This window comes from Citreimonas sp. (genome assembly GCF_042096055.1).
Lineage (GTDB): Bacteria > Pseudomonadota > Alphaproteobacteria > Rhodobacterales > Rhodobacteraceae > Citreimonas.
In genome coordinates this window covers 18,508-32,917 of the sequence record NZ_JBELMH010000002.1, presented here as the reverse complement: position 1 = coordinate 32,917, position 14,410 = coordinate 18,508, and the positions used below count along the sequence as shown (strand labels likewise).

Genomic DNA, 14,410 nt, shown 5'->3' with positions numbered 1-14,410 from the left:
TTGACCGCCGATCCCGCCAGCGCCGAGGGGCGGAAATCGCAGACATCCGCCCGCGCGGCCAGCGGCACGAACAGGGCGGCGACAAGGGTAATGGCGACGTGTCTTCCAACTGCGGATGTCATGGCTGCTCCTGCCTTCTTTTTGAGGGAAGGATACCAGCGCGCGCCGGTGGCAGGCGAGGGCCGCGCAGTCACGTTGGCGTCACCCGAAGCCATGCCGCGAACCGCGCAAGCCTGTCCCCGGAAACGACGAAGGGCCCCGCGGGGCCCTTGTTTCATTGGTCGGAGTGGCGAGATTCGAACTCACGGCCCCTGCCTCCCGAAGACAGTGCTCTACCAGGCTGAGCTACACTCCGACCGTGTCGCGCCGTCTAGACGAGGCCGCGCGCTTTGACAAGACTCAATCGTCGCGCCCGCCGCGCCGGCGCGTCAGGCGCATCAGCTGGCCGACGCGCGGCGCGGTCGCCGTCTCGAACCGCGTGCGCGAGCGCAGCACCGGCCGGTTGCGCGACGCCCGCTGGCCCGATTCCCGCAACAGGATGTAGATCCCCGAGGCGATCACGATCGCGGCGCCCACAAGCGTCCAGAGGTCCGGCACCTCGTCGAAGAACAGCGCGCCGTAGAGTGTCGCCCACAGGATCTGCGAATACTGCATCGGCGCGACGATCACCGCCTCGGCCGACTTGTAGGCGGCGATCACCAGGCTCGACGCCACGAAGGCCAGCGCCGCCATCAGCGCCACCCCGCCCAGATGCGCCACCGGCATCGGCTGGTAGACGAACGGCAGGATTGCCGCCATCAGCGCGAAGTTCGCCAGCAGCGGGTAGAGCAGCAGCACCACGTTGCGCTCGTCCTGGCCGATCTTGCGCACGATGATCGACGCGGTTGCGCTGCTGAACGACGCCACCAGCGCCGCGAGGTGGCCCAGCGACAGCTCGGTCGCGCCGGGGCGCAGCACCACCAGCACGCCCGCCAGCCCGACGATCACCGCCGCCCAGCGCCGCAGCCGCACGGATTCGCCCAGGATCGGGATCGACAGCACCGTGATGATCAGCGGCGAGGCGAACAGGATCGCGTAGACCTGCGCCAGCGGCAGCGTCGAGAAGGCGTAGAACGCGCTGACCCCGGTGATCACCGCCGCCCCCGTGCGCAGCGCCGTCCAGCCCGGGCGCACCGGGCGCAGGTGGCCGGGCTGCGCGTCGCGGATCAGCATCACGGTGACCAGCGGAAAGCCGAACAGGACCGAGAAGAACACGATCTGCACCGGGCTGTAGCTGCCGCCCAGCCATTTCACCACGACGTCGTGGGCCGAGAAGACGCCGAAGGACATCAGCGCGAAGACCGCGCCTTTCGCGTTCGGGGACATGCGCATGCTCCGATGCTATCGCTATCGGCGACTAGACCCGGGCGTGCGGGCGCGCAAGGGGGCGAGGCCGCGAATTCGCCACGCCGCGGCCTTGGGCGCGCGCGGTTTCGCGGGCAGGCTGCGCGGGCTGGCGAAGGGACGGGGCATGGGTTCGGACGACGTGGACGCGGTTCTGATCGGGCGCAACGAGGGCGCGCGCCTCGTCGCGGCGCTGGAGTCCCTGCGCGGGCAGGTGCGGCGGGTGGTCTACGTCGATTCCGGCTCGACCGACGGCAGCGTCGCGGCCGCGCGGGCGGCGTGCGCCACCGTCGTGCAGCTGGATCGCGCGATGCCCTTCACCGCCGCGCGCGGGCGCAACGCCGGTTTCGCCGCGCTCGACGATCCGGGGCTGGTGCTGTTCATCGACGGCGATTGCACGCTGGAGCCCGGCTTCGTCGACGCCGCGCGCGCGCACCTCTCGCGGCATCCGCGCATCGGCCTCGTCACCGGCTGGCGGTCCGAGGTCGCGCCGCACGCCTCGCTCTACAACCGCCTGTGCGACTGGGAATGGCACCGCCCGGCCGGGCCGATCCGGTCCTGCGGCGGTGACAACCTGGTGCGCGCGTCCGCCTGGCGCGCCGTGAACGGCCAACGCCCCGACCTGATCGCCGGCGAGGACGAGGAGTTCTGCCTGCGCCTGTCGCAGGCCGGCTGGGGCCTGGAACGCCTGCCGCTGGCCATGACCCGCCACGACGCCGCAATGACGCGCTTCGGGCAGTGGTGGGCCCGCGCGGTCCGCGCCGGGCACGCCTTCGCGCAGATGGGCACGCTGCACCCGCACCACTGGCGGGCCGAGCGTCGGCGGGTCTGGCTCTACGCCGTGGCGCTGCCGCTGGCGATCGTCGCCCTGCTGTTCGTCGCGCCGGCATGGTTGGCGCTGCTGGCGCTCGCCTACCCCGTCAGCCTGATCCGCACCGCGCGGGGCCTGGCCCGCGACGGCATCGACGGCGCCGTCCGCTGGCGGCTGGCCGCGCTTCTGGTGCTGTCGAAACTGCCCAATCTCGTCGGCATGGCGACCTACTGGTCGCGCCGCCTGCGCGGCCACGCCATGACGCTGATCGAGTACAAATGACCCGCGGCGCGACCCCGCTTTCCTAACGATTCGTGAAAGCGTCTCTGCAAGTCATTGATTTTGCTTACGCACAGGCGTGTCCCATCGTGGGACACGCCCTGTCGTCCCGGATCAGAGGCTCGCCTGAAGCGCCTCGACCACCGCGTCGCCCATCTCGGAGGTGGACAGCGGCTGCACGCCCTCCTCGCCCAGCAGGTCGGCGGTCCGCTTGCCGTCGGCCAGCACGGTCTCGACCGCCTTCTCCAGCCGGTCGGCTTCCGCGCCGAGGTCGAATGAGTACCGCAGCGCCATGGCGAAGCTGAGGATGCAGGCGATCGGGTTCGCCTTGCCCTGCCCCGCGATGTCGGGCGCCGAGCCGTGCACCGGCTCGTAGAGCGCCTTGGGCCGGCCGTTGGCCATGGGTGCGCCCAGCGAGGCCGAGGGCAGCATCCCCAGTGACCCGGTCAGCATCGCCGCCAGGTCCGACAGCAGGTCGCCGAACAGGTTGTCGGTGACGATCACGTCGAACTGCTTGGGCCAGCGGGTCAGCTGCATCGCGCCCGCGTCGGCGTACATGTGGGTCAGCTCGACCTCGGGGTAGTCCTTGCCCACCTCGGTCACCACCTCGCGCCACAGCACGCCGGATTCCATGACGTTGGCCTTCTCCATCGAGCACAGCTTGCGCCCGCGCTTCATCGCCAGCTCGAAGGCCGAGCGCGCCACGCGGTCGATCTCGGACTCGGTGTAGCGCTGGGTGTTGATGCCGACCCGCTCGTTGCCTTCCTCGATGATGCCGCGCGGCTCGCCGAAATAGACGCCGCTCGTCAGCTCGCGCACGATCATGATGTCGAGGCCGGCGACCACGTCCTTCTTCAGCGACGAGAAATCCGCCAGCGCGTCGAAGCACTGCGCGGGCCGCAGGTTGGCGAACAGGTCCATCTCCTTGCGCAGGCGCAGCAACCCGCGCTCGGGCTTCTGGCTGAAGTCGAGCTTGTCGTATTTCGGCCCGCCCACGGCGCCCAGCAGCACCGCGTCGACCTCTTGCGCCTTGGCCATCGTGGCATCGGTCAGCGGCGTGCCGTGCGCGTCGTAGGCGCAGCCGCCGACCAGATCCTCGGTCACGCCGAAGGCGATGCCGCGCGCGGTGGCATACCATTCGATGACCTTGTGGACCTCGGCCATGACCTCGGGGCCGATGCCGTCCCCCGGCAGGACGAGAAGCGAACGGTCGGTCATGGCACTCTCCTTTTCGTGACGTCGCTTGGCGTAGCGTCCGGTGAACCGGGGGTCAATATCGGGCGTTGGCCTGAAAACACACTCAACGACCAAGGAGACACCATGCTCACGCCAGGCCAACCCGTGCCCGCCCTCACCGTGTCCACGCTGGACGGAAACCGCTTCGACACCACACGCGATCTGGGCAAGGCCGGCGCGCTGGTCGTCTTCTACCGCGGCGCGCATTGCCCGGTCTGCAAGACGCAGCTGAAGGAGATCGCCGGCGCCGCGGAGAAGGCCGAGAAGATGGGCCTGACCCTGCTGCTGGTCAGCGGCGACGATTACCGCAAGGCCAAGTCGATGGCCGAGGAAACCGGCGTCGAGCCGCGGCACCTCGGCTTCGACCTGACGATGACGCAGGCGCGCGACTGGGGCTTGTGGATCTCGACGGCGCGCGAAGGCTCCGAGGAGCCGTCGCTGTTCGCCGAGCCGGGGATTTTCCACGTCCTGCCCGACGGCACGCTTTACGCCGCGTGGACGCAGTCGCACCCCTTCGCGCGGCCGGCCTTCGAAGACATCCTGTCCGCGGTTCAGTTCCGCCTGGACAAGGATTACCCCGCGCGCGGGCAGTACCACGGCCCGCTGGCCGAGCATGACGGTAGCGTCAAGCTCGAGGCTGCCGATGGTCCGAACGCCGAAGCCTACGGCAACAGCAGCGCCGCCGACTGAGCGCCGGCGCCGCGCGTACCGGTCAGGGCAAGACCACGTCCACCCAGACCAGCCCGTGCGGCCCGGCATCCTCGGCCGGGGGCGTCACCCCCTCGCCCGCCACGCGCAGCGCCGCGTCGGGCAGCACGTAGGACACGCGCATCGGCCCGGTGTCGTCCCACGTCACCGTGGCGGCGCCCGGCTGCGGGTCCTGCAGGCGCGGATGGTCCAGCACGGTGCGGATCGCGTCGTGCACCCCCTCGCCGTTCGCGGGGTCGAGGTTCAGGTTGCCGATCAGCGCGACCGGACCATCGGGCGCATCGGCGCCGTCCAGCACATGAGCCCAGAACAGCACCTCGTCGCGGTTGCGGCGGCCGTTGCGGTCCTCGGGGCCGTCGAATACGGGTGGCGTCGCGCCCACGGTCAGCAGCGTCAGCGAGGCCGCCGGCGCATCCACGGCGACCGCCCAGAACGCGGTACTGGCCAGCCGCTGGACATCGTGGCCGGGGTCGTCGGCCGCGATCGCACTGTCGGGCACGTCCTTCCACAGCACGTCCGAGTGATCCGCCACCGGACGCAGCGGGTGACGCGACAGGATCGCCTGCCCGCTCTGTCCCGAGAACCAGCCAAAACCCTGCGCGTCCCGCGGACCGCCGAGGTAGCCGTCGCCGTCCAGGTCCAGCCCGGTGGGCATCCCGGTATTGGGCCGCGCGGCGTACCGGTGCGGGAAATCCAGCCCGCGTTCGCCCAGCGCATCGGCCAGCGCGCCCAGCGTCACGCCGCCGGCGTCGAAGTCGAGATTCGTCAGCACAAGCACGTCCGGCGCCGCGTCGACGATGGTGGCCAGCGCGGCCTCGGGCGACTCGCGCGACAGGTCGCGCAGCATCAGCCCCGGCCCCTTGCGGCTGAACTCGGCCGCCCAGGTGGCCAGCCGCAGCGTCTCGGCACTTGCAGGAAGCGCGATCAGCGACAGGATCGCCGCGACGATCAGGCGACGGGCAGCGTCGCCTCGCGGTAGGCGCGCCGACGCTCGGCCGCGATCAGGTCGGCGATGCGCATCAGCGCGACCCCGCGCATGATCAAGGCGGTCGGGACGATGCCCCATAGCGATATGACCCAGATGGCGGTCTGCGGATCGGACAGCCGCAGCAGCGACGGGCCCGAGGGCACCGCCTGCAGCACGGCCGGCACAAGGAATGGCAGCAGGAACCCTAATGCGACGTTAACGTGCGCGTCCCGCTCGAGCCGCCGCAGGATGTCGCCGCCGGCCGTCGGGTCCACCATCGGCAGGTTGATCCAGACGTTGAACGCCCCCTGCCGCAGCGGCCAGTCGGACAGCCGCAGCACCACCGCGAAGACCAGCAGCGACGCAAGCGCCAGCCCGTAGGCCAGCCCCGCCGCCGCGCACAGCGTGGCGCGGTCGGCGTCGGGGACAGTGTCGGGCACGACCAAGACCATCAGGCGCACAGGCGAGAACGGGAAGTTGAGCGCGTTGCCCAGCATCTTTCCCGGCACAAGCCCGGTCCCGCGGCACACCAGCGTCACCGCCAGCACGATCGCGAAGGCCATGCCGAACCGCAGGCGATTGTAGGGCGGCGCGTGGCGGAACTCGACAAAGGACGGGTAGCACGAGCGGTATTCGAAGAACACGAAGCCGCCGATCACCAGCCCGACCAGCGCGACCATCTGCGCCATCTCGGCGTTCGCCTCGGGCAGCAGAAGGCCCGGCGTGGCGATCAGCGCCGCCACCTGAAGCGCGCGCAGAAATGGTCCCAGATCCTGCCCGATCATGTGCTCTTGCCCATACGGTCCGGCCGGGCGCGATGCATGGTCGTGCCCCTGTCCCCGACGCGCGCCCGAAATGGGCGCCTGCCTCATTCTTGCCCTATTTGGGCAGGCCGAGGTTCGTGTGGCAACGCTTGTGGGCTTTCCGGCCGCGCGGGCCGGCCGGAAAAAGGCAGCAATGATGCGGACTTGCATCATTAATGGTTAAAGTTCCACGCTGGGGCGACGCGCGCCCGCGTGGTTCAACTCAGGCTTGTCGCGGGGGCGTCGAACCCCGCGCGACGCTCAGACCCAGGGACGCGCCTGAGCGGCCTGCGCCTCGAACGCCTCGATCGCCGGCGCTTTCTCGAGGCTCAGCGCGATGTCGTCCAGACCGTTGAGCAGGCAGTGCTTGCGGAACGGGTCGATGTCGAACGAGAACGACTCGCCGTCCGAGCTGGTGACCGTCTGCGCCTCGAGATCCACGGTCATCCGCGCGTTCGAGCCCTTCTCGGCGTCCTTCATCAGCGCGTCGACCGCGTCGCGCGGCAGCACGATGGGCAGCAGGCCGTTCTTGAAGCAGTTGTTGTAGAAGATGTCGGCGTAGCTGGTCGACACGATCGCGCGGATGCCGAAATCCTTCAGCGCCCAGGGCGCATGCTCGCGCGAGGAGCCGCAGCCGAAATTGTCGCCGGTGACCAGGATCTGTGCGTCGCGGTACTGCGGCTGGTTCAGCACGAAATCGGGGATCTCGTTGCCCTGGTCGTCGTAGCGCATCTCGTCGAAGGCGTGCTTGCCGAGGCCGGTGCGCTTGATCGTCTTCAGGAACTGCTTGGGGATGATCATGTCGGTGTCGATATTGACCAGCGGCATGGGCGCCGCGATCCCGGTGAGCGTCTGGAACTTTTCCATGTCTGCTATCCTCGGATGGGCCGGCGGGGCCGGCGCTGGAACTGGGCGCGGCTTCGGGCGGTTGATTTCCCGAAGCAGCACAGGAGGTCAGGTTTGCCGTACCGCACAGGAACCCGCGTCGAATGGAACTGGGGCCGGGGAACGGCCTCTGGCCAGGTGGTCAAAAGCTACACGGGCCGCGTCACGCTGGACATCAAGGGCACCGAGGTGACGCGCGACGCGGACGAGGACAACCCGGCCTACCGCATCGAGCAATGCGACGGGACCGAGGTCCTGAAGTCCGAAAGCGAGCTGCGCCGCCCGTCCTGACCGGCCCCGGCCCCGCATCGCTCAGGCCGGCTCCGGCACGGGCTGCATCAACTCGCGCACGTCGGTGATCCGGCCGGTGACCGCCGCCGCCGCCGCCATCGCCGGGCTCATCAGGTGGGTGCGTCCGCCGCGGCCCTGCCGGCCCTCGAAGTTGCGGTTCGACGTCGCGGCGCAGCGCTCGCCCGGGGCCAGCTGGTCCGGGTTCATCGCCAGGCACATCGAGCAGCCCGCAAGCCGCCATTCGAAGCCCGCGTCCTTGAAGATGTCCGCCAGGCCCTCTTCCTCGGCCTGCGCACGCACCAGCCCCGAGCCCGGGACCACCATCGCGCGCATGCCCTCCTTGATCTTGCGGCCCTTCAGCACCGCGGCCGCGGCGCGCAGGTCCTCGATCCGGCCGTTGGTGCACGAGCCGATGAACACCGTGTCGATCGCGATGTCCTGCAGCGGCGTGCCCGGCGTCAGCGCCATGTAGTCGAGCGAGCGCTTGGCCGCGCCGACCTTGCCGCCGGCGAAATCGTCGGGCGACGGCACCGAGGCCGTCACCGGCAGCGCGTCCTCGGGCGAGGTGCCCCAGGTCACGGTCGGCGCGATGTCCTCGCCGCGGATGGTCACGACCTTGTCCCAGTGCGCGTCCTCGTCCGAGAACAGCGTCTTCCACCAGGCCATCGCGGCCTCCCACTGGGCACCCTTCGGCGCGTGCGGGCGGCCCTTCACGTACTGATACGTCGTCTCGTCCGGCGCGATCATACCGGCGCGGGCGCCGCCCTCGATCGCCATGTTGCAGATCGTCATCCGGCCTTCCATCGACAGCGACCGGATCGCCTCGCCGCAATACTCGATCACGTGGCCGGTGCCGCCGGCGGTGCCGGTGCGCGCGATGATGTTCAGCACGATGTCCTTGGCCGTCACGCCCGGCGCCAGCTGGCCGGTGATCTCGACCTTCATGTTCTTCGACTTCGAGCTGATCAGCGTCTGCGTCGCCAGCACGTGCTCGACCTCGGACGTGCCGATGCCGTGCGCCAGCGCGCCGAAGGCGCCGTGCGTCGCGGTGTGGCTGTCACCGCAGACGATGGTCATGCCCGGCAGCGTCCAGCCCTGCTCGGGGCCGATGATGTGCACGATGCCCTGCCGCACGTCCGACACCGGGTAGTAGACCAGGTCGAACTCCTTGGCGTTGCGGTCCAGCGCCTCCACCTGGATGCGGCTTTCCTCGTTCATGCCGCCCTTCAGGCGGTCGGCGGTCGTCGGCACGTTGTGGTCCGGCACCGCGATCGTCTTGTCGGGCGCGTGCACCTTGCGGCCCGCCAGCCTCAGCCCCTCGAACGCCTGCGGGCTGGTGACCTCGTGCACCAGGTGGCGGTCGATATACAGAAGGCAGGTGCCGTCGTCGTCCTGCTGGACCACGTGGGCATCCCAGATCTTGTCGTAAAGCGTCTTGGCGGACATCGGTCGTCTCCACGGAAACTGTCGGTTGATCTGTCGGCTCTCGCATAAACCGGACTAGCGCAGGCGGCACCCGGCCAGGCGCCGGGCGCGCGTCATAGCCGCGCCAGCACCGAGTGCATCGCGCCGTGGAAGCGTTCGCGCAGGCGGGCGCGATCGGATCTGTCGAAGAACGAGACCATGACGCGGGGATACAGGCTTTGCCCGCCGCCCGCAAGGCGCGGCGCACTGCCGCAGGCCGGCAGCGTTTCGCCCGATCGCGCGTTGAGCGATGATCCGGTCGCCGCGTAGCCTCGTAGACTTGCGCGCAGGGCGACCTCGCACAGCACACCGACTCCAGGGGCGCCGGTCCGGGCGCATGACAGGGAACGACACGATGAACAGCCCGCTCAACAGGCTCAACGCCGCGCTGATCGCGATCCTTCTGGTCGCCGCGGTCGCGGTCGAGGCGCAGAACGACACCGCAAGCTCGGTCGCGAAGCTCGTGACCGCCCCCTGACGCGGCGCGGCGGCCGGCCGTGACGGGACGTCGCGGGCTGACAAGACCGCCCCGCGCCCACATAGTGCCCCCCGACCGGCCGCCTGCGGCCGACACCGGGCCCGGATCGGGCCGGCCAGGGAGGGCACCATGACCGACGACATCGTCATTCTGAGCGGCGCGCGCACCGCCATCGGCACCTTCGGCGGCAGCCTCGCCGGCACGCCCCCGACCGAGCTTGGCGCGACCGTGGCCCGCGCCGCGCTGGACCGCGCGGGCGTCGAGGGCGCGCAGGTCGGCCACGTCGTCTTCGGCACCGTCATCAACACCGAACCGCGCGACATGTACCTGTCGCGGGTCGCCGCGATGCAGGCCGGCGTGCCCGACAGCGTGCCCGCGATGAACGTCAACCGGCTCTGCGGCTCGGGCGCGCAGGCGATCGTCTCGGGCGCGCAGGCGCTGATGCTGGGCGATGCCGACTTCGCCCTCGTCGGCGGCGCCGAATGCATGAGCCGGTCGCCCTTCGTCGTGCCCGACCAGCGCTGGGGCGCCAAGATGGGCGACGTGCGCGTGCTCGACATGATGCTGGGCACGCTGAACTGCCCCTTCGGCAGCGGCCACATGGGCGTCACGGCTGAAAACGTCTCGGCCGAGCACGACATCTCGCGGCAGGACCAGGACGCCTTCGCGCTGCAAAGCCAGCAGCGCGCCGCCCGCGCGATCGCGGACGGGCGCTTCGCCGACCAGATCGTGCCGGTGCAGGTCAAGGTGAAGCGAGACATGGTCGATTTCGTCACCGACGAACACCCCAAGGCCACCACCGCCGAGGCGCTCGCCGGGCTGAAGCCCGCCTTCCGCAAGGACGGCAGCGTCACCGCCGGCAATGCCAGCGGCATCAACGACGGCGCCGCGGCGCTGGTGCTGGCCCGCGCCGGCGCGGCCGAAAGCGCCGGGCTGAAACCCCGCGCGCGCATCCTCGGCTACGCCCATGCCGGCGTCCGCCCCGAGGTCATGGGCATCGGCCCGATCCCCGCGGTCGAGGCGCTGCTGAAGCGCACCGGGTTGTCGGTCGGCGATTTCGACGTGATCGAGTCGAACGAGGCCTTCGCCGCCCAGGCGCTGGCGGTGAACAAGGGCCTCGGCCTCGACCCCGCGCGCGTGAACCCCAACGGCGGCGCCATCGCGCTGGGCCACCCGGTCGGCGCGACCGGCGCGATCATCACGGTCAAGGCGCTCTACGAACTGGAACGCATCGGCGGATCGAAGGCGCTGATCACCATGTGCATCGGCGGCGGCCAGGGCATCGCGCTGGCGATCGAACGGATCTGAGCGTTCGCCCCCAAGGGACGGTGGGTGGGGCGACGCGGCGCAGCCGCGAGCGTCACGCACCGGCCCCACCCAGGGCCCAAGGTTAAGACTTCCTGAATCCGTCTCTGGAAGCCATTGATTTCATTGGGGCGCCCCCGTGTCCCATCGTGGGACACCCCCGCCGGCTCACCCGCGCCCTTTAAGGCAGCATTCACCTGACCCTGCCAAAGTGTCGCGAACGCGGGGGAGGCGGCGCATGGAGTACGCCAGATTGCTCGCCGAGGAACGGCGCGCGCGGCTTGCCGCGGAACGACTGCTCGAACAGAAGCAGGCGCAGCTTCGCGCCGCCAACCGCGAACTCGACCAGCACGCCCGCGCCCTCTCGCGCCAGGTCACCGACACCCGCGCCGAGGTCGTCGAGGTCCGCTCCGACCGCGAACGCGTCGCCACCCAGCTCGGCCAGGCGACCGAGAAGATCGAGGTCGTCGAAAGCCGTCTCTGGCAGGCCCTCGGCGCGATCCGCGACGGCTTCGCCATGTTCGACCAGGACGGCCGGATGGAGCTGGCCAACCCCAGCTACCTCGGCCTGTTCGACGGCGTCGAAAGCGTCGGCCCCGGCGCCAGCTACGAACACATCGTCGACGTCCTTCTGGAAGAGGGTATCGTCGATCCCGACGACGACACCCCCGCCGCCTGGCGCGCCCGCATGATCGACCGCTGGAACGCCGATCCCATTCCGGACGTCACGCTGCGGCTGTGGGACGGCCGCTTCGTCCAGGTCAGCGACCGCCGCCGCCCCGAAGGCGGGATCGTCACCCTCGGCGTCGACATCACCGCCCTGATGCGCATGTGGTCCGCGGTCGAGGAACTGCCCGACGGCTTCGTCATGTTCGACGCCGAGGACCGGCTGGTGATGTGCAACCAACGCTACCGCGAGCTCTACCCCGCCTCGGCGCCCGCCATGCAGCCCGGCACCCCGTTCGAGGAGATCATCCGCTTCGGCCTCGAACACGGGCAATACGCCGACGCCGTGGGGCGAGAGGAGGAATGGCTCGAAGAGCGGATGAACACCCACCGCCACGACCTCAAGACGATCGAGCAGCGCCTTGACGACGACCGCTGGATCCGCGTCTACGAACGGGCCACCCGCGAAGGCGGCCGCGTCGGGCTGCGCGTCGACATCACCCGCATCAAGCACGACCAGGTCCGCCTGAAGGAAGCGATGCTCCGCGCCGAGGCGGCCAGTCGCGCGAAATCGGCCTTCCTCGCCAACATGAGCCACGAGATCCGCACGCCGATGAACGGCGTCGTCGGCATGGCCGACCTGCTGATGGACACCACGCTCGACGACGACCAGCGCACCTTCGTCGACACGATCCGCAGCTCGGGCGAGGCGCTGCTGACCATCATCAACGACATCCTCGACTACTCGAAGATCGAGGCCGACCGGCTGGACCTGAACCCCGAGCCGTTCGACCTCGAACGCATCGTGCACGACGTGATGCAGCTGCTGCAGCCCGCCGCCTACGACAAGGGGCTGTCGCTGCTGGTCGACTACGACATGTTCCTGCCCGCCCGGTTCCACGGCGATCCCGGCCGCCTGCGCCAGATCCTCACCAACCTCGTGGGCAACGCGATCAAGTTCACGCACGAGGGGCGCGTGCTGGTGCGCGTGGTGGGCGTGCCCGACGCGGTGGGCGGGACGACGGTGCACCTGACCGTCGAGGATACCGGCATCGGCATCGCCGCCGAGAAGATCGACCACGTCTTCGGCGAGTTCAACCAGGTCGAGACCGATCGCAACCGGCAGTTCGAGGGCACGGGCCTCGGCCTCGCCATCACGCGCCGGCTGGTCGAGATGATGAACGGCACGATCTGGGTCGAGTCCGAGCTGGACCGTGGCAGCTGTTTCGGTCTGAGCCTGCCGCTGAAGGGGCTGGACGCGGTCGAACCCATCGCGCCCGACCTGCCCGAGGATTTCGGCCGTGCGCTGGTCGTAGCCTCGGACTCCGAGGCGCGCGACATCCTGGGCAAGCAGCTGGCGTCGCTCGGCGTCGCGGTGACGCTCTGCTCCACCGGGGCCGAGTTTCTGGATCTGCCCGCGCCGGCCGCGTCATTCGCCGTGATCGCCGACGCGCTCGACGACATGCCGGGCGCCGACCTGATCGCGGCGCTCGGCGCGTCGGGCGCTGCGCTGCCCGTCATCCTGCTGTCCGGCCGGGCCGACGTCGCGCCGGCCGAGTGCGGCGCGCACGCGGTGCTGCGCCAGCCGGTGTCGCGCGCCGCACTCGCCGCGGCGGTCGAGTCGATCGGGCACGGCCTGTCCGCGCCGGCCCCCGAACCGGCACCGACGCCGCGTACCCACAACCGCGCCCCCGACATTCGGCGGCGGTACGACGTTCTGGTGGCCGAGGACAACAAGACCAACCAGCTGGTGTTCTCGAAGATGGTCGCCGGCTTCCCGCTGGACCTGCGCTTCGCCGATAACGGGCTCGAGGCGGTCGAGGCGTTCCGCGACCGGCGGCCCGACCTCGTCTTCATGGACATCTCGATGCCGCAGATGGACGGAAAGCAGGCCACCGCCGAGATCCGGGCGATCGAGGACGGCGACGACCCGGTTCCGATCATCGCGGTGACCGCCCACGCCATGAGCGGCGACCGCGACGCGATCCTGCAGGCGGGGCTGTCGGATTACCTGACCAAGCCGTTGCGCAAGGCACACTTGGCGGAAAAGCTGCGCCTATGGGCCGGGCCGGGCGCCGTTCAGCCCGCGGGCCGCACGAAGGTCGGCGCGTCGGGCGACGACATCTCGGCGCTCCAGGCATAGCCGCCCAAGTCGAAGTCGCGCAGCGCCTCGGGGTCGGTCAAGCGGTTCTGCACGATGAAGCGCGCCATTGCGCCCCGCGCCTTCTTGGCGTGGAAGCTGACGATCTTCGGCGTGCCGGCCTTGTCCTCCATGAAGCGGGGCGTGATCACCCGCAGCTTCAGCGCCTTTTCGGGCACCGCACCGAAGTATTCCTGGCTCGCGCAGTTCACCAGCACGTCGGTGCCCACCGCCTCGGCCTGCGCGTTCAGCGCCTTCGACAGCTGGTCGCGCCAGTACTCGTAGAGGTTCCCGCCGCGCCGCGTCTTGAGCTTCGAGCCCATCTCGAGCCGGTAGGGCTGGATCGCGTCGAGCGGGCGCAGCATGCCGTAAAGCCCCGACAGGATGCGCAGATGATCCTGCGCCCAGGCCAGCTCGTCCGCATCCAGCGACGCGGCCTCGAGCCCTTGATACGTGTCGCCGGCGAAGGCCAGCGCCGCGGGGCGTGTCGCGTCAGGCGCGGGATCGGGGTCATAGTCGCGGAACCGGTCGCGGTTGAGCTTCGCCAGATCCTCGGACAGGTCCATCAGCCCGCGCAGGTCCGCCAGCGTCAGGTTGCGCGCGGTCTTGACCAGCCGGGCGGCATCCTCGGCGAAGGCGGGTTCGGTCGTCTCGACCGGCCGCTCGGTCCAGTCCAGCCGCTTGGCCGGCGAAATCACCACGAGCATGTGCAAACCCCTTGTCACCGGGCCGCCGCATCGGCCCCGGATGCGATCTAGTCCGCCGCGCGCAGAACGTCCAGAAACGCCCGCCCGAAGCGATCCACGCGGCGGTCGTCCAGCACGCGGGCGAGGCCCGCCTCGTCGGTGGGCCGCATCTCGGCGAGCTTGGCCAGCTGCCCGGCGGAACAGCTGAGCGGCTTTTCGGTGCCGTCGACGCCGCGGACCCGCTCTGCCTGCGCCTCCATCAGCGCGTCGTAAAGCCCGCCGACGCCCTTGGCGGCCAGCTTGCGCCG

General features: G+C 70.0%; 13 protein-coding genes, 1 tRNA gene and 1 pseudogene. 6 read left to right on the top strand and 9 right to left on the bottom strand.

Annotation, left to right across the window (positions count from 1 at the left end):
- Window positions 1-278: 278 nt before the first annotated feature.
- Both ACFDTC_RS01095 and ACFDTC_RS01090 read right to left on the bottom strand, forming a co-directional pair.
- Window positions 279-355 (bottom strand) — tRNA-Pro (locus tag ACFDTC_RS01095).
- A 44-nt stretch (window positions 356-399) separates the two neighbouring features.
- The gene (locus ACFDTC_RS01090; RefSeq protein ID WP_375257015.1) at window positions 400-1,365 is read right to left on the bottom strand and encodes a DMT family transporter; all 966 of its coding nucleotides are present in this window, start codon (window positions 1,363-1,365) and stop codon (window positions 400-402) included.
- A 145-nt stretch (window positions 1,366-1,510) separates the two neighbouring features.
- On the opposite strand from ACFDTC_RS01090, the gene ACFDTC_RS01085 reads away from it, so the two are divergent.
- Window positions 1,511-2,476 carry a glycosyltransferase gene (locus ACFDTC_RS01085; protein ID WP_375257014.1) on the top strand — a complete coding sequence of 322 codons (966 nt, stop codon included), beginning with the start codon at window positions 1,511-1,513 and terminating at the stop codon, window positions 2,474-2,476.
- A 111-nt stretch (window positions 2,477-2,587) separates the two neighbouring features.
- Here the strand turns inward: ACFDTC_RS01085 and leuB are convergent, their stop codons facing one another.
- A complete protein-coding gene (gene leuB, locus ACFDTC_RS01080) occupies window positions 2,588-3,691 on the bottom strand; it encodes a 3-isopropylmalate dehydrogenase (RefSeq protein ID WP_375257013.1) in 1,104 nt (367 codons plus the stop codon).
- Between the two features lie 102 nt (window positions 3,692-3,793).
- Here leuB and ACFDTC_RS01075 point away from each other — a divergent pair, with 102 nt between their 5' ends.
- Complete coding sequence (locus ACFDTC_RS01075; protein WP_375257012.1) at window positions 3,794-4,399, top strand: redoxin domain-containing protein; 606 nt, start codon at window positions 3,794-3,796, stop codon at window positions 4,397-4,399.
- 22 nt (window positions 4,400-4,421) lie between these two features.
- Here ACFDTC_RS01075 and ACFDTC_RS01070 read toward each other — a convergent pair whose 3' ends face one another.
- The 3 genes from ACFDTC_RS01070 to leuD form a co-directional block, all read right to left on the bottom strand.
- Window positions 4,422-5,264 carry an endonuclease/exonuclease/phosphatase family protein gene (locus tag ACFDTC_RS01070; RefSeq protein WP_375257011.1) on the bottom strand — a complete coding sequence of 281 codons (843 nt, stop codon included), beginning with the start codon at window positions 5,262-5,264 and terminating at the stop codon, window positions 4,422-4,424.
- 101 nt (window positions 5,265-5,365) lie between these two features.
- Window positions 5,366-6,169 carry a hypothetical protein gene (locus ACFDTC_RS01065; RefSeq protein ID WP_375257010.1) on the bottom strand — a complete coding sequence of 268 codons (804 nt, stop codon included), beginning with the start codon at window positions 6,167-6,169 and terminating at the stop codon, window positions 5,366-5,368.
- 279 nt (window positions 6,170-6,448) lie between these two features.
- The gene (leuD, locus tag ACFDTC_RS01060; protein ID WP_375257009.1) at window positions 6,449-7,054 is read right to left on the bottom strand and encodes a 3-isopropylmalate dehydratase small subunit; all 606 of its coding nucleotides are present in this window, start codon (window positions 7,052-7,054) and stop codon (window positions 6,449-6,451) included.
- Between the two features lie 93 nt (window positions 7,055-7,147).
- Between leuD and ACFDTC_RS01055 the strand changes: the two genes are divergently transcribed.
- The gene (locus ACFDTC_RS01055; protein WP_375257008.1) at window positions 7,148-7,363 is read left to right on the top strand and encodes a DUF2945 domain-containing protein; all 216 of its coding nucleotides are present in this window, start codon (window positions 7,148-7,150) and stop codon (window positions 7,361-7,363) included.
- Window positions 7,364-7,384: 21 nt separating this feature from the next.
- Here the strand turns inward: ACFDTC_RS01055 and leuC are convergent, their stop codons facing one another.
- Entirely contained in the window at window positions 7,385-8,809 is a 1,425-nt protein-coding gene (gene leuC, locus ACFDTC_RS01050) for a 3-isopropylmalate dehydratase large subunit (RefSeq protein WP_375257007.1), read from the bottom strand.
- A 373-nt stretch (window positions 8,810-9,182) separates the two neighbouring features.
- Here leuC and ACFDTC_RS01045 point away from each other — a divergent pair, with 373 nt between their 5' ends.
- The 3 genes from ACFDTC_RS01045 to ACFDTC_RS01035 all read left to right on the top strand — a co-directional run bounded on the left by ACFDTC_RS01045 (window position 9,183) and on the right by ACFDTC_RS01035 (window position 13,419).
- Window positions 9,183-9,305, top strand: a complete 123-nt coding sequence (locus tag ACFDTC_RS01045; protein WP_375257006.1) for a hypothetical protein — start codon at window positions 9,183-9,185, stop codon at window positions 9,303-9,305.
- 129 nt (window positions 9,306-9,434) lie between these two features.
- Entirely contained in the window at window positions 9,435-10,613 is a 1,179-nt protein-coding gene (locus tag ACFDTC_RS01040) for an acetyl-CoA C-acyltransferase family protein (protein WP_375257005.1), read from the top strand.
- Between the two features lie 235 nt (window positions 10,614-10,848).
- Complete coding sequence (locus tag ACFDTC_RS01035) at window positions 10,849-13,419, top strand: PAS-domain containing protein (RefSeq protein ID WP_375257004.1); 2,571 nt, start codon at window positions 10,849-10,851, stop codon at window positions 13,417-13,419.
- On the opposite strand, the gene yaaA is transcribed toward ACFDTC_RS01035, so the two are convergent.
- The gene (gene yaaA / locus ACFDTC_RS01030) at window positions 13,356-14,123 is read right to left on the bottom strand and encodes a peroxide stress protein YaaA (RefSeq protein ID WP_375257003.1); all 768 of its coding nucleotides are present in this window, start codon (window positions 14,121-14,123) and stop codon (window positions 13,356-13,358) included. The two genes, ACFDTC_RS01035 and yaaA, sit on opposite strands and share 64 nt — an antisense overlap.
- A 47-nt stretch (window positions 14,124-14,170) precedes the next feature.
- Window positions 14,171-14,410, bottom strand: a pseudogene (locus ACFDTC_RS01025) (ATP-dependent DNA helicase RecQ); the annotation flags it as partial.

Bases quoted from the DNA above. Each gene is read 5' to 3' on its own strand.
- ACFDTC_RS01090 (WP_375257015.1), bottom strand. From the start codon at position 1,365: ATGTCCCCGAACGCGAAAGGCGCGGTCTTCGCGCTGATGTCCTTCGGC.
- ACFDTC_RS01085 (WP_375257014.1), top strand. From the start codon at position 1,511: ATGGGTTCGGACGACGTGGACGCGGTTCTGATCGGGCGCAACGAGGGC.
- leuB (WP_375257013.1), bottom strand. From the start codon at position 3,691: ATGACCGACCGTTCGCTTCTCGTCCTGCCGGGGGACGGCATCGGCCCC.
- ACFDTC_RS01075 (WP_375257012.1), top strand. From the start codon at position 3,794: ATGCTCACGCCAGGCCAACCCGTGCCCGCCCTCACCGTGTCCACGCTG.
- ACFDTC_RS01070 (WP_375257011.1), bottom strand. From the start codon at position 5,264: ATGCTGCGCGACCTGTCGCGCGAGTCGCCCGAGGCCGCGCTGGCCACC.
- ACFDTC_RS01065 (WP_375257010.1), bottom strand. From the start codon at position 6,169: ATGATCGGGCAGGATCTGGGACCATTTCTGCGCGCGCTTCAGGTGGCG.
- leuD (WP_375257009.1), bottom strand. From the start codon at position 7,054: ATGGAAAAGTTCCAGACGCTCACCGGGATCGCGGCGCCCATGCCGCTG.
- leuC (WP_375257007.1), bottom strand. From the start codon at position 8,809: ATGTCCGCCAAGACGCTTTACGACAAGATCTGGGATGCCCACGTGGTC.
- ACFDTC_RS01045 (WP_375257006.1), top strand. From the start codon at position 9,183: ATGAACAGCCCGCTCAACAGGCTCAACGCCGCGCTGATCGCGATCCTT.
- ACFDTC_RS01040 (WP_375257005.1), top strand. From the start codon at position 9,435: ATGACCGACGACATCGTCATTCTGAGCGGCGCGCGCACCGCCATCGGC.
- ACFDTC_RS01035 (WP_375257004.1), top strand. From the start codon at position 10,849: ATGGAGTACGCCAGATTGCTCGCCGAGGAACGGCGCGCGCGGCTTGCC.
- yaaA (WP_375257003.1), bottom strand. From the start codon at position 14,123: ATGCTCGTGGTGATTTCGCCGGCCAAGCGGCTGGACTGGACCGAGCGG.